Origin of the sequence: Pseudactinotalea sp. Z1732, assembly GCF_049724975.1 — a bacterium.
Lineage (GTDB): Bacteria > Actinomycetota > Actinomycetes > Actinomycetales > Beutenbergiaceae > CALKWS01.
In genome coordinates this window covers 383153-402995 of the sequence record NZ_JBMPQC010000002.1, presented here as the reverse complement: position 1 = coordinate 402995, position 19843 = coordinate 383153, and the positions used below count along the sequence as shown (strand labels likewise).

At 69.0% G+C, this 19843-nt stretch carries 15 protein-coding genes; 5 read left to right on the top strand and 10 right to left on the bottom strand.

The window, feature by feature from the left end:
• Nucleotides 1–33 precede the first annotated feature (33 nt).
• Nucleotides 34–2484: a DNA gyrase/topoisomerase IV subunit A gene (locus tag ACPL7H_RS05630; protein WP_424796079.1), complete on the top strand. Its 2451-nt coding sequence runs from the start codon at nucleotides 34–36 to the stop codon at nucleotides 2482–2484.
• Nucleotides 2485–2731: 247 nt separating this feature from the next.
• Here ACPL7H_RS05630 and ACPL7H_RS05625 read toward each other — a convergent pair whose 3' ends face one another.
• On the bottom strand, nucleotides 2732–3766 hold the full coding sequence (locus tag ACPL7H_RS05625; protein ID WP_424796078.1) for a GNAT family N-acetyltransferase: 1035 nt from the start codon (nucleotides 3764–3766) through the stop codon (nucleotides 2732–2734).
• A 109-nt stretch (nucleotides 3767–3875) separates the two neighbouring features.
• On the bottom strand, nucleotides 3876–6050 hold the full coding sequence (locus ACPL7H_RS05620) for a DNA gyrase/topoisomerase IV subunit B (RefSeq protein WP_424796077.1): 2175 nt from the start codon (nucleotides 6048–6050) through the stop codon (nucleotides 3876–3878).
• 122 nt (nucleotides 6051–6172) lie between these two features.
• On the opposite strand from ACPL7H_RS05620, the gene ACPL7H_RS05615 reads away from it, so the two are divergent.
• Entirely contained in the window at nucleotides 6173–6397 is a 225-nt protein-coding gene (locus ACPL7H_RS05615; protein WP_424786051.1) for a DUF7455 domain-containing protein, read from the top strand.
• A 147-nt stretch (nucleotides 6398–6544) separates the two neighbouring features.
• Here ACPL7H_RS05615 and ACPL7H_RS05610 read toward each other — a convergent pair whose 3' ends face one another.
• From ACPL7H_RS05610 to ACPL7H_RS05585, 6 genes are all read right to left on the bottom strand, one after another.
• Complete coding sequence (locus ACPL7H_RS05610) at nucleotides 6545–7933, bottom strand: RNA polymerase sigma factor (RefSeq protein WP_424796076.1); 1389 nt, start codon at nucleotides 7931–7933, stop codon at nucleotides 6545–6547.
• 239 nt (nucleotides 7934–8172) lie between these two features.
• Entirely contained in the window at nucleotides 8173–11037 is a 2865-nt protein-coding gene (gcvP, locus tag ACPL7H_RS05605; protein WP_424796075.1) for an aminomethyl-transferring glycine dehydrogenase, read from the bottom strand.
• A gap of 14 nt (nucleotides 11038–11051) precedes the next feature.
• Nucleotides 11052–11423 carry a glycine cleavage system protein GcvH gene (gene gcvH / locus ACPL7H_RS05600; protein ID WP_424786054.1) on the bottom strand — a complete coding sequence of 124 codons (372 nt, stop codon included), beginning with the start codon at nucleotides 11421–11423 and terminating at the stop codon, nucleotides 11052–11054.
• Between the two features lie 19 nt (nucleotides 11424–11442).
• Nucleotides 11443–12537, bottom strand: coding sequence for a glycine cleavage system aminomethyltransferase GcvT (gene gcvT / locus ACPL7H_RS05595; RefSeq protein WP_424796074.1), 1095 nt, complete (start codon nucleotides 12535–12537; stop codon nucleotides 11443–11445).
• A gap of 20 nt (nucleotides 12538–12557) precedes the next feature.
• Complete coding sequence (locus ACPL7H_RS05590) at nucleotides 12558–12944, bottom strand: universal stress protein (RefSeq protein ID WP_424796073.1); 387 nt, start codon at nucleotides 12942–12944, stop codon at nucleotides 12558–12560.
• Nucleotides 12945–13037: 93 nt separating this feature from the next.
• The gene (locus ACPL7H_RS05585; RefSeq protein WP_424796072.1) at nucleotides 13038–14183 is read right to left on the bottom strand and encodes a DUF4192 domain-containing protein; all 1146 of its coding nucleotides are present in this window, start codon (nucleotides 14181–14183) and stop codon (nucleotides 13038–13040) included.
• A 226-nt stretch (nucleotides 14184–14409) separates the two neighbouring features.
• On the opposite strand from ACPL7H_RS05585, the gene ACPL7H_RS05580 reads away from it, so the two are divergent.
• Nucleotides 14410–15522: a polyprenyl synthetase family protein gene (locus tag ACPL7H_RS05580; protein ID WP_424796071.1), complete on the top strand. Its 1113-nt coding sequence runs from the start codon at nucleotides 14410–14412 to the stop codon at nucleotides 15520–15522.
• A gap of 83 nt (nucleotides 15523–15605) precedes the next feature.
• Here the strand turns inward: ACPL7H_RS05580 and ACPL7H_RS05575 are convergent, their stop codons facing one another.
• Nucleotides 15606–15998 carry an Rv2175c family DNA-binding protein gene (locus tag ACPL7H_RS05575; protein WP_424796070.1) on the bottom strand — a complete coding sequence of 131 codons (393 nt, stop codon included), beginning with the start codon at nucleotides 15996–15998 and terminating at the stop codon, nucleotides 15606–15608.
• A 567-nt stretch (nucleotides 15999–16565) separates the two neighbouring features.
• A complete protein-coding gene (locus tag ACPL7H_RS05570) occupies nucleotides 16566–16937 on the bottom strand; it encodes a hypothetical protein (RefSeq protein WP_424796069.1) in 372 nt (123 codons plus the stop codon).
• Nucleotides 16938–16944: 7 nt separating this feature from the next.
• Between ACPL7H_RS05570 and ACPL7H_RS05565 the strand changes: the two genes are divergently transcribed.
• Both ACPL7H_RS05565 and pknB read left to right on the top strand, forming a co-directional pair.
• Nucleotides 16945–17823: a lytic transglycosylase gene (locus ACPL7H_RS05565; protein WP_424796068.1), complete on the top strand. Its 879-nt coding sequence runs from the start codon at nucleotides 16945–16947 to the stop codon at nucleotides 17821–17823.
• 38 nt (nucleotides 17824–17861) lie between these two features.
• On the top strand, nucleotides 17862–19805 hold the full coding sequence (gene pknB, locus ACPL7H_RS05560; protein WP_424796067.1) for a Stk1 family PASTA domain-containing Ser/Thr kinase: 1944 nt from the start codon (nucleotides 17862–17864) through the stop codon (nucleotides 19803–19805).
• Nucleotides 19806–19843 lie beyond the last annotated feature (38 nt).

Genomic DNA, 19843 nt, shown 5'->3' with positions numbered 1-19843 from the left:
ACCGACCGGTCCAGATGGGCGACAATAGCCACCATGGCCCGTCGTTCCACCCCAGATGATGCTGCCCAGAGCACGATCCTCGACGTCGACGTCTCCACCGAGATGCGCGGTTCGTTCCTGGAGTACGCCTACTCGGTGATCTACGCACGCGCACTGCCCGACGCCCGCGACGGGCTCAAGCCGGTGCAGCGACGAATCCTGTTCCAGATGTCGCAGATGGGTCTGCGCCCGGACCGTGGGCACGTGAAGTCCGCCCGCGTGGTCGGGGACGTGATGGGCAAACTGCACCCGCACGGTGACGGTGCCATCTACGACGCCCTGGTGCGGATGTCCCAGCCGTTCTCGCTCCGGCTCCCGCTGGTGGACGGGCACGGGAACTTCGGGTCCCTCGACGATGGTCCGGCCGCCGCCCGGTACACCGAGGCCCGGCTGGCGCCGGCCGCGATGGCGATGGTGGCGGACCTGGACGCCGACGTGGTCGACTTCGTCCCGAACTACGACTCCCAACTCACCCAACCGGAGGTGCTACCCGCGGCACTGCCGAACCTGCTGGTCAACGGTGCCAGCGGGATCGCGGTCGGGATGGCCACGAACATGCCCCCGCACAATCTGGTCGAAGTCGTCGCCGCCCTGCGGCACCTGCTGGCCAACCCCGACGCCGAACTCGCCGAACTGATCCGGTTCGTGCCCGGCCCCGACCTGCCCTCGGGGGGCAAGGTCGTGGGCCTGGAGGGCATCCGGGACGCCTACGCGACCGGCCGCGGCTCCTTCAGAACCCGGGCCACGGCCCGGATCGAGAACATCACCGCCCGGCGCAAGGCCATCGTGGTGACCGAACTGCCCTATCAGGTGGGCCCAGAGCGGGTGATCGAGAAGATCAAGGACGCTGTGCAGTCCAAGAAGGTGCAGGGCATCACCGCGGTGACGGACCTGACCGACCGAGAACACGGGCTCCGCATGGTGATCGAGGTAAAGAGTTCGGTCAATCCCGAGGCGGTGCTGGCGGCGTTGTACCGGTACACCCCCCTTGAGGAATCCTTCGGGATCAACAACGTCGCGCTGGTGGAGGGCCAGCCTCGCACGCTGGGGCTGCGGGAACTGCTGCAGGTGTACCTGGCCCATCGGATCACGGTGGTGCGCCGACGCACCGACTACCACCTGAACAAGAAGTTGGAGCGGGCTCACCTGGTGGAGGGCCTGCTGGTCGCGATCGCGGACATCGATGAGGTCATCCAGGTGATCCGCACCAGTGAGGACATCCAATCCGCCCGGGACCGGCTGATGACGGTGTTCGACCTGTCCGAGGCCCAGGCGGACTACATCCTGGCGCTGCGCCTGCGCCGCCTCACCAAGTACTCCCGGCTGGAGCTGGAGGCCGAGCGCGACGAACTGGCCACCGAGATCGAGAACTTGCGGATGATCCTCGACGACGAGGCACTGTTGCACCAGGTGGTCGGTGACGAACTCGCGCAGGTGGCCGCCGAGCACGGCACGCCCCGGCGAACGGTGCTCCTGGAGTCGGCCCCCGATGCTGCCGTGGAGACCGGCGCGGTGCGTCGGTCCAAGGCCGAAGCGATCCCGCTGGAGGTACCCGACTCCCCCTGCTACGTGCTGCTCTCGGCCACCGGGTTGCTGGCCCGCACGGCCGATGACGCCGACGTGGTCCGGGCCGGTGCACGCAGTGCCCACGACGCCCTGACCGCCACGGTCCGCACCACGGCACGCGGCCTGGTCGCCGTCCTGACCAACACCGGCCGCTTGGTCCGCCTCAGCGTGGTGGAGATCCCCGCGCTGCCCCCCACCGATGGGCCGCCGAGCGCTTCGGGCGGTGTCCCGGTGGCGGAGATGGTGATGCTTGAGCGCGGTGAGCGCGTCGTCACGATCACCAGCCTGGAGGCAGCGGGCCCACCGCTGGCGCTCGGTACCCGGGACGGGGTGGTCAAGCGCGTCACGCCCGAGCAGTTGCAGCGCGATTCCTGGCCGGTGATCACCCTGAAGGGCGGCGACGAGGTGGTCGGGGGCGCCCATGCCGGCGACGACGACGACCTGGTGTTCGTCACCGACAGCGCCCAGTTGCTGCGGTTCTCCGCCGGTGCGGTCCGTCCCCAGGGACGCGCAGGTGGCGGTGTCGCCGGTGTGAAACTGCCCCAGGGTGGGCGGGTCATCCACTTTGCGGTGGTGCCCCAGGGCACGGACGCCCAGGTGGTCACCGTGGCCGGGCCGGTCGACGCACTTCCCGGGACGGTGCCGGGTAGCGCCAAGGTCACTCCGTTGGCCGCCTACCCGGCCAAGGGACGCGCGACCGGTGGGGTGCGCGCCCACCGGTTCCTGCGTGGGGAGGACGCGTTGTACCTGGCCGGGGTGGTTCCGGCGCCGGCACGGGCGGTGGGCTCCGGTGGTCAGGCGGTGGACCTGCCGGAGGTCGACGAGCGCCGGGACGGTTCCGGACGGACGGTACCCGCCCCGATCGCCGGTCTGGGCTGACCAGGCCTGGTCAGGTCGCGGCACCAGAGGGGCGTGCCCACGCCGGTGCGGTACTCTCCCGGACCAGCCGGCGCCCGATTCCGAGCACCGTTCACCCCGGCGTCGGGAACCACGAACACCACCGCGGTGCCGCCGAGTCGGGCGACCAGGTGCACCACGGTGGAGCCTGCCAGGAGCAGGCGGCCGGTGATGAGGAGACCTCGTCGCTGCCCCATCGGTGGGGTCAGACCTCCACGGCTCGGTGGGGTCAGATCTCCACGGCGTACATGGTGGAGTGGCGGAACCGTTCGAAACCGAGTTTGTCGAAGAGCCCGAAGTCGGCCGGGAGCGCCGGCACGTCCACCCCGAGGCCTGCGTACTGCATGCCGTCCGCGGCGTAGGCACGCAACGCCTGCGCCATCAGTGCCGTCCCGACACCCCTGCCGCGCCACGCCTCCCGGACCCCGAGGATGTCGATGTAACCCTCGGACCCGCCAACGGCCTCCCAGTCCTGCTCGTACCGGCCCGAGTACAGGTAGCCGGCCACCTGGGCCCGGTCGGTGGTGCGGTCCAGCACCAGGAAGCTCCAGGACGGCACGAAGTAGGTGCGGCCGTCGGTCCAGGTCTCCGGTGTGTGCGGCTCGGAGCCGTCGTGCTTGGCGAACGCGTCGTTGTGGGCCAACCGGACCTGATCGTCCAGTTCCTCCCGCCAGGGCACGAGTTCGAGATGATTGGGCAGGGGGCCCTCCGGGATGGGCTGGCTCAGATCCCGGCGCATCTCGGTGTAGTGGCGGATCGGGCGGAAGCCGCGCTCGGTGAGCATGCTGGAGGCGTCGGCCATGCCCTCCTCCACGTGCACCAGGATTCGTCCGGGCACATCCTTGCCCGAGGCAGCCAGGAGTTGACGGGCCCTGGCCATCTGCCAGTCCACCAGCGCCGATCCGATCCCAAGGCGCCGCCATTGCGGATCCACCCCGCCCTCCAGGAAGGCGCGCACCACGCGGGTGTCACCCGGGTGCACCACAACGGTGCCGTAGGCGCAGATGGTCCCCTCGTCGTCGAACCCGGCCAAGGAGTTGTTCAGCGGATCCTTCCACTCCCCGGAGAAGTTCTCCCGGGCTTCTTCCAGGGTGGTGCGGTACGGCGGGTTGTCATGCACCTCGATCCGGCGGAAGAGGCGGTGCAGGGCCGGGGCGTCCTCGACCTGCAGCGCGCGCCAGGTCAGGCCCAGTTCGGCCGACGGCATCGGCAGCAACGTGGGCGCCTGAGCCCGCTCGGGCAGTGACGTGGGGTTCTCACTCACCGCAGCCTCCTCGGGCGGACCGGGTCAACACGCAGCGGGCAGATCACATCGAGAGGGTATGCGTCCGGGGCCGTTCGAGCAAAAAACTCCCGAGCCGCTGCCGGCGGTCTCATGCATCGATCCGCTCCAGATCCAGTGCACCGGCCCCCGCCACGATGAAGTCCTTGCGCGGGGCCACGTCGTTGCCCATCAGCAGTTCGAAGACGCTCTCGGCCTCCTCGATCGCCTGCTGGTCGGCCATGGTGATCTTGCGCAGCGTTCGCTTGCCCACGTCCATCGTGGTCTCGGCGAGTTGGTCCGCGTCCATCTCCCCCAGGCCCTTGTACCGCTGGATCGGTTCGACGTAGCGTCGTCCGGTGCGCTCGAGTTTGGCCAGGTACTTGCGCAGTTCGGCCTCGGAATAGGTGTAGGTGACCTCACCCTTGCGCGAACCCTGGGCCATCGTCTGCACCCGGTGCAGCGGCGGGACCGCTGCGAACACCCGTCCGGCCTCCACCAGCGGGCGCATGTACCGGAAGAACAGGGTCAGCAACAGGGTGCGGATGTGCGCGCCGTCCACGTCGGCGTCGGTCATCAGGACCACCTTGCCGTACCGCACCTGATCGAGGTCGAAGGTACGCCCCGAACCTGCGCCGAGCACCTGAATGATCGAGGCGCACTCGGCGTTCTTCAGGATGTCGGCCGCCGAGGCCTTCTGCACGTTGAGGATCTTGCCCCGGATCGGCAAGAGCGCCTGGAAGTCAGAGTTCCGGGCGAGTTTGGCCGTGCCCAGGGCGCTATCACCCTCAACGATGAACAGTTCCGAGCGCTCCACCTCGTCGGTGCGGCAGTCGGCCAGTTTCGTGGGCAGGGTAGAGGTCTCCAGGGCGTTCTTGCGCCGGGACAACTCCTTCTGCATCCGTGCCGAGACGCGGGCACGCATCTCCCCCACGACCTTCTCCAGCACCGCGGAGGCCTGGACCTTGTCGGCCCGCTTGGTAGCGGTGAGCCGCTCGGTCAGGTTCGTCTCCACCACCTTGGCCACGATTGAGCGCACCTGGGAGGTTCCGAGCACCTCCTTGGTCTGCCCCTCGAACTGGGGTTCGGGCAGACTCACGGTGACCACGGCGGTCAACCCGGCCAGCACGTCGTCCTTCTCGATCCGGTCCTTGGAACTCTTCGCCGAGATCTTCAGCCGGCGGGCATTGGCCTCGATCTGCTTGCGGATCACCTTCACCAGGCCGTGCTCGAACCCGGCGAGGTGTGTTCCACCCTTGGGCGTGGCGATGATGTTGACGAAGGAGCGCACCTCGGTGTCGTACCCCACGCCCCACCGCAGGCCGATCTCCACCTTGCAGGTCCGCTCCACCTCGTGCGGCCGCAGGTGCCCCTTGCTGTCGAGTTGCTGGACCGTCTCGGTGAAGGTGCCTTCGCCCTGCACGTGCCAGATGTCGCTGACGGGCCCGTCAGTGGCCAGGAAGTCGACGAAGTCCAGCACCCCGCCGTCATGGCGGAACACCTCCTCCACCGTTCCCTCTGCGCCGGGGGTACCGGGCAGCCTGCGCTCGTCCCGCACGGTCAGGGTCAGTCCCGGGACCAGGAAGGAGGTCTGCCTGGCCCGCGTGATCAACTCGTCGTAGGAGAACGTGGCGCTGGCCGGGAAGATCTGCCGGTCGGCCCAGTACCGCACCCGGGTTCCGGTGCGTTTGCGCGGCACCTTGCCCACCACCGCCAGTTCGGAGGACTTCACGAACGGGGTGAACGGAGCGGCCGGGTCCAGCCGGCCGTTGTCGGCGAACACTCCTGGTTCGCCCCGGTGGAAGGACATCGCGTGGGTTCTCCCACCGCGATCGACCTGCACCTCGAGCCGCTCGGACAGCGCGTTGACCACGGAGGCGCCCACGCCGTGCAGACCACCGGAGGCGGCGTAGGAACCGTTGCCGAACTTGCCGCCGGCGTGCAACTTGGTGAAGACCACCTCCACCCCGGAGATGTTCAGGGCGGTGAGGTTGTCCACGGGGATGCCGCGGCCGTTGTCGCGGACCTCCACCGACTCATCCTGGTGCAGGATCACCTCGATGGCGTCGGCGTGACCCTCCAGGGCCTCGTCGACGCTGTTGTCGATGATCTCCCACAGGCAGTGCATCAGTCCGCGCGAGTCGGTGGAACCGATATACATGCCCGGACGCTTGCGCACCGCCTCCAGCCCTTCCAGGACGGACAGGTGCCGGGCGGTGTAACTGGAGTCAGTACGTGCCACACCCCCATCGTAGAAGGCACAGGGGCCCGTTCGCGGGAGCGCCATGCGGATCGAGGCCGGTCCTGGTGTCGGCCACGGCACACCCCGGGTGGGGAATAGCGCTACGCGGTCAGCGAACCACCCCGCCCGGATCTGACTTTGAGCCCGGCGGGTGATTACATAGCAGTGTGACTGCCTTAACCACAGAACATGCCACTGCCGAACTGACCGGCGCCGACCGTTGCGACGCCTGCGGAGCCCAGGCCTACGTCCGGGTCCACCTCGAGGCCGGCGAGCTTCTGTTCTGCGCGCACCATGGGCGCAAGTACGCCGAGCCGTTGGCCGACGTGGCCACTCACATCCAGGACGAGAGCGAGCGCCTCCTGACCGAGGATCAGAACGAGCGCGTCTGATCCTGCGAGCCGCGGTGCCGTCGTCCGCACATGCGTGACGACGGCCGGGGACACCACCGCGAGACATGACTGTGGCCGGCAGGGAAACCTGCCGGCCACAGTCATGTCTGCTGGGCAACGGATCCTCCGGAACTCCTCCGGCGAGGATCAGTCCAGGTAGTCGCGCAGCACCTGCGAACGGCTCGGGTGCCGCAGTTTCGACATGGTCTTGGACTCGATCTGGCGGATCCGCTCCCGCGTGACGCCATAGACCTTGCCGATCTCATCGAGGGTCTTCGGCTGCCCGTCGGTGAGCCCGAACCGCATCGAGACCACGCCGGCCTCCCGTTCGGACAGCGTGTCCAGCACCGCGTGCAGTTGCTCCTGCAGCAGGGTGAAACTGACCGCGTCGGCCGGGACGACGGCCTCGGAGTCCTCGATCAGGTCGCCGAACTCGCTGTCGCCGTCCTCACCCAGCGGGGTGTGCAGCGAGATGGGCTCACGCCCGTACTTCTGCACCTCCACGACCTTCTCCGGGGTCATGTCCAGCTCAGCGGCCAGCTCCTCCGGCAGCGGCTCACGGCCCAGATCCTGCAGCATCTGGCGCTGCACCCGGGCGAGCTTGTTGATGACCTCGACCATGTGCACCGGGATCCGGATGGTGCGGGCCTGGTCGGCCATGGCCCGGGTGATCGCCTGGCGGATCCACCAGGTGGCGTAGGTGGAGAACTTGTAACCCTTGGTGTAGTCGAACTTCTCCACCGCGCGGATCAGGCCCAGGTTCCCCTCCTGGATCAGGTCCAGGAAGAGCATGCCACGGCCGGTGTAGCGCTTGGCCAGGGAGACCACCAGGCGCAGGTTCGCCTCCAGCAGGTGGTTCTTGGCGCGCTTACCGTCATGGGCGATCCACTGCAGGTCGCGGTACATCCGCCGCTCCTCCGCCTTGGCCTTCGCCCTGTCCCAATCCGACCCGTACGGGGGGTTGGCCAACTTCTCCTCGGCGAACAGACCCGCCTCGATCCGCTTGGCCAACTCCACCTCTTGCACGGCGTTGAGCAGCGCGACCTTACCGATCTGCTTCAGGTAGTCCTTGACCGGATCGGCAGTGGCACCGGCGGTGACGACCTGCTGGGCGGGTGCGTCGTCGTCGTCGGCGTCGGAGAAGACGAACGCGACCCCCTCGGTCTCGGTCTTCTCAACGTCGTCCTTGCCCGTGACCTGCTCATCGGTCTCCCCGACCACGGTCAGGTTGGCCTCGGAACCGTTACCACCGGGCTTCTTCGCACCCGCCTTCCGGGTGCTGGTGGACTTCGCAGCGGCCTTGGTCGCCTTCTTGGCGGTACCGGCGCTCTTGGGTGCGCTCTTCGTGGCAGGCTTGGTGGTGGACTTGGCAGCGCTCTTCGCGGGTGGCTTGGTCGCGGTCTTGGTGGCCGACTTCTTCGTGGTGGCCGACTTGGCCGCAGGCTTGGTGGCCGCAGTGCCCTTCGCCCCGGTGCCGCTGGTACGACGGGAGCGAGTCGACGTCGCGGGATTGTCCTCGATCGTGGTGTCCGGCATCTCTTCGGAAATCTCCTTGTCGCGGGGTCATGTCAAGGCAACGAACAGTGCGGTCTGGGTCGGACCGGTGATGTGTTGCCCTGGGCATCGACGCCGGTGACGCTGCATGCGATCCTGTGTCGATCGGGTCCCCGCCGATGGTCAAGCGGTGGCCTGCCACTGCGGCGCGGTGTCGGTGCCTTTCCATTATAACGTCAGCGGGCGCCAGACATTCCCAATTCTTCCCGGCGAGGCCCGGTTCAGCCGTCCTGGTAGGCCTCCACCGGTGGGCAGGTGCAGACCAGATTGCGGTCCCCGTAGGCCCCGTCCACCCGGCGCACCGGCGGCCAGTACTTGTCCGCAGCCACCGCCGGTACCGGGTGCACCGCCTGCTCCCGGCTGTAGGGGCGGTCCCAGTCACCGAGAACACTGGCCGCGGTGTGCGGAGCGTGCACGAGCGGGTTGTCCTGGCGGGACCAGGTTCCCGCGGCCACCTGCTCTGCCTCGTCGTGGATGGACCGCATCGCCTCGATGAACCTGTCGATCTCGCCCAGGTCCTCCGACTCGGTCGGTTCGACCATCAGCGTCCCGGCCACCGGGAAGGACATCGTGGGGGCGTGGAAGCCGTAGTCGATCAGCCGCTTGGCCACGTCCTCCACCGAGACCCCGGTCCTGGCGGTCAGCGGACGCAGGTCCAGGATGCACTCGTGGGCGACCAGGCCGTTCTCACCGCGGTAGAGCACCGGGAAGTACGGATCGAGGCGGGCGGCGATGTAGTTCGCCGACAGCACCGCCGCCGCGGTGGCCTCGCGCAACCCGGCGCTGCCCATCAGCCGGATGTAGGCCCAACTGATCGGCAGGATCGATGGCGACCCGTACGGGGCGGCGCTGACCGCGGCGCCACTTCCGAGTTCCTCGGCCATCGGGTGCCCGGGCAGGAACGGCACCAGGTGCTCGGCCACGGCCACCGGCCCCACGCCCGGTCCCCCACCGCCGTGCGGGATGCAGAACGTCTTGTGCAGGTTCAGGTGGGATACGTCCCCACCGATGTCCCCCAGGCCGGAGTAGCCGACCAGCGCATTGAAGTTGGCGCCGTCGATGTAGACCTGGCCCCCGGCGGCATGGACCAGGTCGCACACCTCGGTGATGCCGTGTTCATACACCCCGTGGGTGGAGGGGTAGGTCACCATGAGCGCCGCGATCCTGCCCTCGTTCTCGGCCAGGACCCGGCGCAGGTCCGCGGTGTCGATGTCGCCGTTGTCGGCGCTGGCCACGATCTTCACCTGCAGGCCGGCCAGCACCGCGGAGGCGGCGTTGGTGCCGTGCGCACTGGCCGGGACCACGCAGATGGTGCGTTCGGTGTCACCGTTGGCGCGGTGATAGGACCGGATCGCCAGCAGCCCGGCCAACTCCCCCTGGGAGCCGGCATTCGGTTGCACGCTCACCGCGGCGTACCCGGTCAAGTCCGCGAGCCAGGTGTTCAGCGACTGGATCAGCTCGTGATACCCGGCCACGTCCCCGGCCGGGGCGAACGGGTGGATCCGGGCGAACTCCGGCCAACTGATCGCGGCCATCTCGGTGGCGGCGTTGAGTTTCATCGTGCACGAACCCAGCGGGATCATCCCCTGGTCCAGTGCGTAGTCCTTGTCGCACAGGCGGCGCAGGTAGCGCATCATCGCCGTCTCGGAGTGGTAGGAGGAGAACACCGGGTGCGTGCAGAACTCCCTGGTGCGGGCCAGTTCGGAATCGACGGCGAACGGTTCGCCCGTCTCGGCGTCGTCAGCGCCCGCGTCGTCCGCTGCGGCGACCACTGCCTCGACCAGATCGTCCAGGACCTCAGCGGTGGTGGTCTCGTCGCAGGCGATAGCGACTGTGTCGGCGTCCTCCCGCCAGAGGGTGATGTTTCGTTCCAGGGCGGCGGCCAGCACGGCGTCGGCACGGCCGGGCACACGGATCTGGACGGTGTCGAAGAAACTGGCATGGACGACGGCGACACCCGCCTCGCGTAGCCGGGTCGCCAGATCCGTTGCGTGGGTGTGCACCCGGGCGCCGATCCGGCGCAGCCCCTCGGGGCCGTGGTACACGGCGTACATCGCGGCCATCACCGCCAGCAGCACCTGAGCGGTGCATATGTTGGAGGTCGCCCTCTCCCGCCGGATGTGCTGTTCGCGGGTCTGCAGGGCCAACCGCAGTGCTGGTGCGCCGTCGGCGTCCTTGCTCAAGCCGACCAGTCGGCCGGGCAGCTGTCGTTGCAGTCCCTGGCGCACCGAGAGGAAACCCGCGTGCGGCCCCCCGAAGCCCATCGGCACCCCGAACCGTTGCGCGCTGCCGGCCACCATGTCCGCGCCCCAGGAGCCGGGCTCGCGCAGTTGGGTCAGGGCGAGCAGGTCCGCCACGACCGCCACCTGTGCACCGGCCTCGGCGGCCGCGTGGGTCCAGGCCTGCAGCTGGCGCAGGGCCGGAACCCGGCCGCTGGCCTGGGGGTAGGACAGCAGGATCCCGAACGCGCCGGCCAGTCCGGCCGGATCGGCGGTCACGTCGAACTCGGCCAGTTCGATACCCACCGCACGGGCACGGGTGGCCAGTACCGCCTTGGTCTGGGGCAGGGTGTCGGAGTCCACCAGGAACACCGACCTGTCGGTGTCGCGCACCACCCGGCGCGCGAGCAGCATCGCCTCGGCCACCGCGGTGGCCTCATCGAGCATCGAGGCCCCGGTGATGTCCAGGCCGGTGAGGTCGGAGATCATCGTCTGGAAGTTCAGCAGGGCCTCCAGCCGGCCCTGGGAGATCTCCGGCTGGTAGGGCGTGTAGGCGGTGTACCAGCCCGGGTTCTCCAGCACGTGCCGGGTGATCACCGAGGGGGTGTGGGTGTCGAAGTATCCCCGGCCGATCATCGAGGTGCGCACCGTGTTCTTGGCCGCGATCGCGGCCAGCTCTGCCAGGACCTGGGCCTCGGTGTCCGCGAACGGCACCTCGGTGAGATCGTCGGTGCGTATCGCCGGCGGCATCGCGGCGTCGATCAACGCCTCGAGACTGTCCTGCCCGATCGCGGCCAGCATCGCGTCCCGGTCGGTCGCGGACAGGCCGATATGACGGCGCAGGAACTCCGGAGCGTGCTCAGTCAAGTCGATCCGCCCGGTCAGTCCGCGATCAGGGCGTCGTAGCCGGCGGCGTCCAGGAACTCCCCGGTCCCGGTGACGCGCACGGTGAACAGCCAGGCCTCGCCGTACGGATCGGAGTTGACCACCTCGGGGTTGTCCACCGCCTCGGAGTTGATGCTCAGGACCTCACCGGAGACCGGCGCGTAGAGCTCGGAGACGGACTTGGTGGACTCGATCTCACCACAGGACTGCCCCGCGGTGATCTCGGCGCCCACCTCGGGCAGATCCAGGTAGACCACGTCCCCGAGGGACTCGGCCGCGTAGGCGGTGACCCCGACGGTGGCCACATCCTCGTCCATGACCACCCATTCGTGTTCTGCGGTGTACTGCCTGTCGGTAGGGGTGCTCATCAGAAGTGCTCCTCGGGTTTCAAGCGGGCCGTGTGTAGAAGGGTCGTTCGGCCACGGTCATCTCCTGCAGGTTACCGCGCACGTCGACGCCGACCACCTGGCCGGACTCGTAGGCAGACGTGGTGCGGGCAAGGGCGATCGGGTGCCCCAGGGTGGGCGAGAGCACCCCGGAGGTGATCTGCCCGACCACCTCCTCACCGTCCAGGACGTCGTAACCGGTGCGGGCGGCCCGCCGACCGGTCCCGGTCAGCGCGGTCAGGAAACTGCGCGGCCCTTCGGCGGCTCGATGGGTGAGGGCGGTGCTGCCCACGAACTCCCGGTCGGTGTGGACCAGCCGGCCCAAACCGACTTCGTACGGGGTGACCTCGGTGCCCAGTTCCTGGCCGTACAGGGGCATACCGGCCTCCAGGCGCAGACTATCCCGAGCGGCGAGCCCGCAGGGTTCGAGCGTGCCCTCACCGGCCGCGGCCAAGCGCTGCCAGACCCCGACGGCGGCGTCAGCAGGCAGGCTCAACTCGAAACCGTCCTCTCCGGTGTACCCGGTGCGGGCCAGGAGCACCGGCACGTTCCCGAGGTTGGTCAGCACAGCGGAGTAGTAGCGCAACTCCTCCAGGTCCACCGGGAACTGACCGGCCAGGATCCCGGCGGCCTGCGGGCCCTGCACGGCGATCAGAGCCCGGTGGGGTGTTCGGTCCACCACCGAGGCCGCGAACCCCCGGCTGCGGTGAGTGATGCTGTCGAGTACGGTGATCCGGTTCGCTGCGTTGGCGATGACCAGGAACTCCATCTCCCCGAGCCGGTAGACGATCAGGTCGTCGAGGATGCCGCCGTCGGCATCGACCAGCATCGTGTAGCGGGCGCGCCCGTTCTTCAGCCGGGAGCAGGCCGAGACCAGCGCGTGGTCCAGCGCCTGGTCCGCTTGCGGGCCACTCACCTCGATCTGACCCATGTGGGACAGATCGAACAGGCCGGCGTGCTCCCGCACGGTGTGGTGCTCGGCCAGGTCCCCGGTATACCGCAACGGCATCGACCAGCCCGCGAAGTCGGTCATCCGAGCGCCGGCGTCGAGGTGAACCTGGTGCAGTGGGCTGGTGTGCAAGGTGCCCTCGCTCATGGGGTCCTCCCCGGAGTTGGTCACTCCTGCGGCTTGGCTGCCAGTACGTGGCAGGGCGACTCGAGCAGAATGCGTTGCGCGTTGGAGCCCAGGATCAACTTGCCCAGGGGCGAGCGGCGCCGGATGCCGATCACGATCAGTTCGGCGTCGGTATCGATCGCAGTGTGTACCAGTGCCTCGGCCACGTCCTTGCCGCGCTGCAGATGGCGAACCTCGTAACCCACACCACTGGGGTCGATGGTGCTCCGGGCTTCGTCCATCGCTTCCTCGATCGCATCCGGTTCGGCGTCCCGCCCGCCGTGTACCAGCACCAGGAGACGTTGGGAGCGCAACTTGGCTTCCTCTATCGCTGCCTCAAGGGCCGCGCGTCCCTCCGCGGTGGCGATGAAACCCACAACAACTGCCATGTTGACTCGCTCCTTCATCGGCCTCGACTGTTCCCCCGAGACTATCGCGGGAGCGGGACCGGCGTGACCGGAAGCGGCTCGGACCTCCACGGTTCAGGCAACACTGCGGGCCCGCGCCCAGCCGGGAGGTATTCCGTGATCCACCGCGCGCCGGATCAACGACGCCAGCCGATGCTGAGGGTCCTGCTCCAGACACTGGTGCAGGCACAGGTCGGCGCGCGCACCGTTGCCCTCGTACCAGGCAAGCCAGGCCAGGACCGCCCACACCTGCGCGGTACGTCCACGGGCGGCCACCGCGACCAGATGGTGCAGCACATCGGTGGCCCGTGCGGCCAGATCGCGCTCCGGAGGCTCCCCGCCCGGGCTGAACACCTGGGCCAGCAGGGCCTCGCCGTCGTCGTGCAATACCTGTAGCACGGGTGCTCCGGAGGCCACCGAGAGCAGCACCGCATCGCGCACCAGGGGTTCCTCCAGCCCCACCAGCAGCGCGCCCAGGTCCGCCCCCGTGGCACGGTCGAGGGGACCGGTGCTGACCAGCGCCTGGTCCCAGCGTGCCGCCAGCGTGCTCAACCAGGCCATCCGGCTGCCCCCGGCCCGGACCTGCTTGCGACGCCACCGGGCTGCGGCTCGGACCGCGGAGGCCCGCAGCGCGGCACCGACCTCGACGTGGCGCAACAGGTCGGCCCGGCTGGGGGCATAGGTCATGCCGCCGAAGACCATCTCGGCCCCGATGCGGCTCTGCCGGATCCTTGCCAGTGGATGTCCCCCGGGTGGACAACACGGCTGGGCGTCGCACTCCAGGCAGCGGTATCGCTCCCCCGAGACCAACCAGACCCGGGAGGGGTCGGCACCGGACCCCTCGCGCAGCCACCACCGCGTGACGGTTCCCGCCGGACCAGTGGGCCATCGGTCACCGGCCTCTGCATGCGCGGGTGCCGCACCGGTATAGAGCACCATGAAGACGATCTCGGCCCCGTCTGCCCGCAGGTGTCCGAGCATGTCTCGGCGCAACCGGGCACCACCGTCCGGAGCGGGGTCGGCCAGATCCACCAGGTCCACCCTGGCCACCAGGCCCGGGCGCCATCGCACCTCCGGGTCCGGCTCGTGTGCTGCGGAGCGGACCGCGAAGAAGACTGCGGACTCCTCGGGCCAGAACCCGAGCCGGTAGGGCAGATACGCCAGCAGCTCTACGGGGTCGTCCAGGCGAAGCACGACGGGGGTGTTGTTCGCGGTATCCATAACGCCACATGTCAGCGCAGCACCTCACGATCGCGGGGGCCCCGGGCCATCCGGTGTTGACACAGGATCGTCCTGAGATGGTGCTGTGGATGCCGGGTCGGCAGCGCCGGGCCCTGTGGGGGTGCGGCGGGCCGCTCGATCCTGGTGACGGGGCAAGGCACGGCCCGAGCGCTCGGGTCGGACGCAAGCAGGCGGGCTCAGTGGCACACGTGGGTAGGGTCAGGTGGTGACCACAGCGCCCCCTTTGCCCCATGATGATCCGGCCGCGACGTTGTCCTGGCTCCGCCAGCAGGTGTCGACGGAGTTGACCTCGGCCCTGCAGCACCGGCGCAGCGGCACCGCCCACATCGGGCCGGAGACCGCCGAGGCGTTCGAGGTCGCTGAGCGACTGGCCGCCGGGGGCAAACGGCTGCGCGCGGCGTTCGCCTACCTGGGCTGGACCGGGTACACAGACACACCCGACCCGGCCCAGGTGCTGCGTGCCGGTGTGGGGTTGGAACTGTTCCACCTGGCGGCGCTGGTGCACGACGACGTCATCGACGCTTCCCACCAGCGCCGTGGCCAGCCCGCCGCGCACCGCCAGTTCGCCCGGCACCATGAACTGGCGCAGATGATCAGCGATCCCGAGGACTTCGGTACCGCCGCAGCGATCCTGCTCGGCGATCTGCTCGTGGCGATGGCGGGCGGCGAGCTGAGCGCGGCCGCCGCGCCGCTGCCGGCCCAGGCGGGCGCGCGCGTGCGCGATCTCGTCACCGAGATGATGTCGGAGGTGACGATGGGCCAGTACCTGGACATCTACGCCCAGTCCGCGGCGTGGTCGACGGATCCGGAACAGGATCTGGAGCGGGCGCACCGAGTGGTGCGATCGAAGTCGGCGCGGTACAGCGTGGAGCACCCGATGCTGCTGGGAGCGGCCATCGCCGGAGCGGGCCCGGAGGACTTGTCCACCACCAGCGCCATCGGCCTACCGATCGGCGAGGCCTTCCAGATGCGCGACGACCTGCTCGGGGTGTTCGGGGACCCGGAGGTGACCGGCAAACCGAGCAGCGATGACCTCCGCGAGGGTAAACGCACCGTCCTGATCACCACGGCGCTGACCCTGGCCGAACCGGATCAGGCGGACCGGATCCGGCGATCCCTGGGCGGGCCCATCAGTGAGGATGACATCACCGACATCCGCCGGATCCTGACCTCCTGCGGTGCGGTCGACGCGGTGGAGAGCCTGATCGCCGCCCGCGCGGAGCAAGCACTGACCGCGATCCAGCAGTCAGGTTGGCCCTCTGCCGCCCGCGACCTCGCCCAGCACTTGGCCGAAGCGGCAATCACCCGCAGCACCTAGGGATCCGGGGCCGCCGGTTCGCAGACCCGCAGCCACCGACCGGTCAGCGGAACGGGTCCTCAGCCAGCCGTGGTGAGCGACTGCTACCAGGCCAGCACCTGCGCGGCACGGCGCACCGAGTGAACTGCCCCGGTCCGGAGCACGCTTATCGGCGCAGTGCCCAGTTGCTCGTTCCGGGTGTGCAGCCATGCCAACGCCTCTTCGCTGTTCATGCCGGCGTCGGCGAGTTGGATCAGGGTGCCGCGCAACCCGGGCACCGGCTGAGGCCCCTCACCATCGGCTGCCTCGGTGAAGAACGTGGACGGGACCGTCCACACCGCTCCGGGGAGGCGGCGTACCGCCAGCAGTCGCTGCTCGGTGAGCATGCCGCGCACCTCGCGCAACTGCACCCCGAGCAATTCGGCCACATCGGGCAGCGGTAACCACTGCACCTCGACGTCGGTTCCGGACCGTCCGTTCTCTTCCACTGCTGCCACGTGGCCAAGGTTAACGTGCGCAGCCCGGCACCCGGGGCGCGCCCGTGCGAGCAAGCCGAGATGCCCCTACTTGTGGGAAACGTTCACATCACGCTACTGTCACAGTGTTCACATCTATCACAGTGCTCACAGTATGAACTTGTGACACACCGATCACGGGAGAAACCGAGGAATGAGCCCCAGGACTACCCCGAACCGGGCCGCCCGCCGGCTGAATCTGACGACCGTCGGCGCGCTCGGAGCGGCCACCGCAGTCGGCCTGGCCGGCGTGCCGGGCCCGGCCCAGGCGCAGGCAGCGGCCTCCGCCGACCCACTGGCGGCGCTGCGCGCTCCTGGGCACCTCAGCGCGCAGGCACAGTCCGGTCTGGCCGCGAGCCGGTCGGGATCGGCCCTCGGAGTGGCGCCCGCCCCGCAACGCAACAGCGACACCCTCTACACCGTGCGTTCGGGCGACACCGTCGGTCACATCGCCGCGCGCTACCGAACCTCGGTCTCGGCGATCGTGTCGGAGAACAACCTGAATTCGAGGGCCTTCATCCGCGTGGGCCAGGTGTTGCGGATCCCTGGTCAGTCCGGTTCGGGCAGTTCAGGGAACTCGAACTCGTCGTCGTCGTCGAACGGTTCGTCCTCGAGCAGCTCGTCCTCGTCCGCGGGTACCACGCACACGGTGCGTGCCGGGGATACGGTCTGGGCACTGGCGAATCGCCACGGCACCAGCGTGAGCAGGATCATCTCTGCGAACAACCTGAACTCCAACGGCCTGATCCGCATCGGCCAGCGCCTGACCATCCCCGGGTCCTCCTCGAGCGGTTCGTCCGGATCCTCCTCCGGCGGTTCCTCCTCAGGTGGATCCTCCTCAGGTGGATCCTCCTCCGGCTCGACCGGGTCCTCCGCAGGAGGTTCCTCGTCGAGTTCCTCGGGCTCCTCCTCATCCCGCACGCACACCGTGCGCGCGGGTGAGACCGTCAGCCACCTGGCCGCCCGCTACGGCACCAGCATCAGCTCGATCGTCTCGGCCAACAGCCTGGGCTCCAACGCCCTGATCCGCATCGGCCAGCGCCTGACCATCCCCGGGTCCTCCTCGAGCGGTTCGTCCGGATCCTCCTCCGGCGGTTCCTCCTCAGGTGGATCCTCCTCCGGCTCGACCGGGTCCTCCTCGGGTTCCGGCAACGCCACAGCCACGACCTACACGGTCAAGTCCGGGGACACCCTGACCAGCATCGGCCGTCAGTTCAACATCTCCATCGGTCGCCTCGTCTCGGCCAACAACCTGACCGGCTCCATGATCCGGGTGGGCCAGCGACTCACCATCCCGGCGCCGACGTCGTCCGGAGACGACCTCATCCCGAACACCTTCCTGCACTACACCTACTCCGATGACGTGGTCGCGGCAGCGAACGAGAACAAGCGCTCGCTGCTGGCCATGAACGTGCCGAGCCGAAACGAGATGGAGCAGATCGTGCGCCAGACCGCCCGGGACATGGGCGTGGACCCGGCCCTGGCGCTGGCCATCGCCCACCAGGAGTCCGGCTTCGACGCCCGCGCGGTCTCCCCCGCCAACGCGGTGGGCACGATGCAGGTGATCCCCTCCTCGGGGCTGTGGGCCAACGACCTGGTCGGACGCAACCTGAACCTACTGGACCCCCGCGACAACGTGGTGGCCGGTGTGGCCATCCTGCGCGCGTTGCAGCGCACCAGCGATGATCTGCCCACGGCCATCGCCTCCTACTATCAGGGGCAGGGCTCGGTGCGGAACAACGGGATGTACTCCGACACCCGCCGGTATGTGGCCAGTGTGCAGACTTTGATGACACGCTTCGGCTGATTCCCGCGGCACAGCGCGCCCGCGCTTAGACTCCGGCCATGGCCACCACCCTGACCGACCCGATGCTCGGGCGCATGGTCGACGGCCGGTACGAGGTGACCTCCCGCATCGCTCGCGGCGGGATGGCCACCGTGTACCTGGCTCTCGACCGGCGCCTGGACCGGCAGGTCGCGATCAAGGTGATGCACCCCCACCTGGCCGAGGGCCACGACGTCGCCGCCCGGTTCCGACGGGAGGCCCGCGCGGCGGCCCGGCTCACCCACCCCGGTGTCGTGGGTGTGTATGACCAGGGCAGTGAGGGTGAGACCAGTTACCTGACCATGGAGTACGTGCGCGGACAGAATCTGCGCAAGGTGTTGCGGGCCGAGGGTGCCCTCGCTGTGGGCGACGCACTCGACGTCGTCGGCGATGTCCTGGACGCCCTGGCCGCGGCCCACCGCGCCGACCTGGTCCACCGCGACATCAAACCTGAGAACGTTCTCGTGGCTGACGACGGGCGGATCAAGGTCGCCGACTTCGGGCTCGCTCGAGCGGTCACCGAGGCCACCGCGGCCACCACCGGCACGCTGCTGGGCACGGTGGCCTACCTGGCCCCGGAGATCGTCACCTCCGGGATGGCCGACGCCCGGGCCGACGTCTACGCCGCCGGGGTGCTGCTGTACGAGTTACTCACCGGTTCCCCGCCCTTCTCCGGCGAGACCCCCATCCAGATTGCCTACCAACACGTCAACGAGGACCTGCCCGGTGTCCGCGAACGGGTACCGGGCATCCCTGTGCAGGTCGAGGAGCTCATCGGTGCGCTGAGCGCCCGGGACGTCCAGGAGCGCCTCCCCCACGCCGGCGCCGCGGTGGCGATGCTGCGCCACGTGCGCGCCGGGCTGAGCCCGGAGGAACTGACGATCAGGGCCGACGTACCCGGCGCGGAGCCGGGACCGTGGCCGGACAGCGATGACGCCGCAACGTCCGATCACGGCGCCACCGCTGCAACACGCTCGGTGCGCCCGACCAATCACTCGGGAACTATCTCGCTGCCGATCGGTGCGGTGACGGCCGCCCAGCCCCGAAGTGAGGTGGACCGGCCCCGTCGACGCCGCAGACGACGGCGGGTGACCGCGGTGGTGATCACGCTGCTGCTACTGCTCGGGGCCGGAGCCGCGGGGTGGTGGTACCTCATGCTCGGCCCGGGGTCCTATACGCCGGTGCCCGATGTGGTGGGTCAGGAACAGGCCCGGGCGCTGAGCCAGATCGAGACCGCGGATCTTCGCCCGGTGAGTGCCACGGCCCATCACGACGATGTCGCCGAGGGCCACGTGATCAGCGTGGACCCCGAGGCGGGTGCCGAGTTGGCGCGGCAGAGCACCGTCACGGTCACGGTTTCCCTCGGCGTCCGCACGGTCACGATGCCCGACGTGGCCGGAATGAGCCAGGAGGAAGCAGTCGCCGCGATCACCGACGCGGGCTTCAGCACCGAGACGCAGGTGAGCACCGACTACTCCGCCGATGTGGATCAAGGCGAAGTGATGGAGGCCTCCCCCGAACCCTTGGCCCAGGTGGAACACCACACCCCTGTCACCCTGACCGTCTCCAACGGGCGCGAACCGATCACCGTGCACTCGGTGGTCGGTGCGGCCGAGGACGAGGCGATCGCCGAACTCGAGGCCGCCGGTGCGGTGGCGGAGGTGGGCGAGCGGGTGCACTCCGACGAGGTCTCCGAGGGCCTGGTGATCTCCCAGGACACCCAGGGGGATGCCCTGCGGGGGGACACCGTGGCACTGGTGGTCTCGCTCGGCCCGGAACTGTTCGAGGTGCCCGATGTGGTCGGGACCAGTTACCGCGATGCGGCGCAGACCCTGACCGAGGCTGGTTTCGAGGTGGCCCGCGACGACGTGTTGGGTGGGTACTTCAACACCGTCCGGGCTCAGGATGTCGAGCCCGGGTCGATGGTGCCGCGCGGAACCGTGATCAGCCTCACCGTGGTCTGATCCTCCCCTGCCGCACGGTCCACGACCGCCGCGCCGAG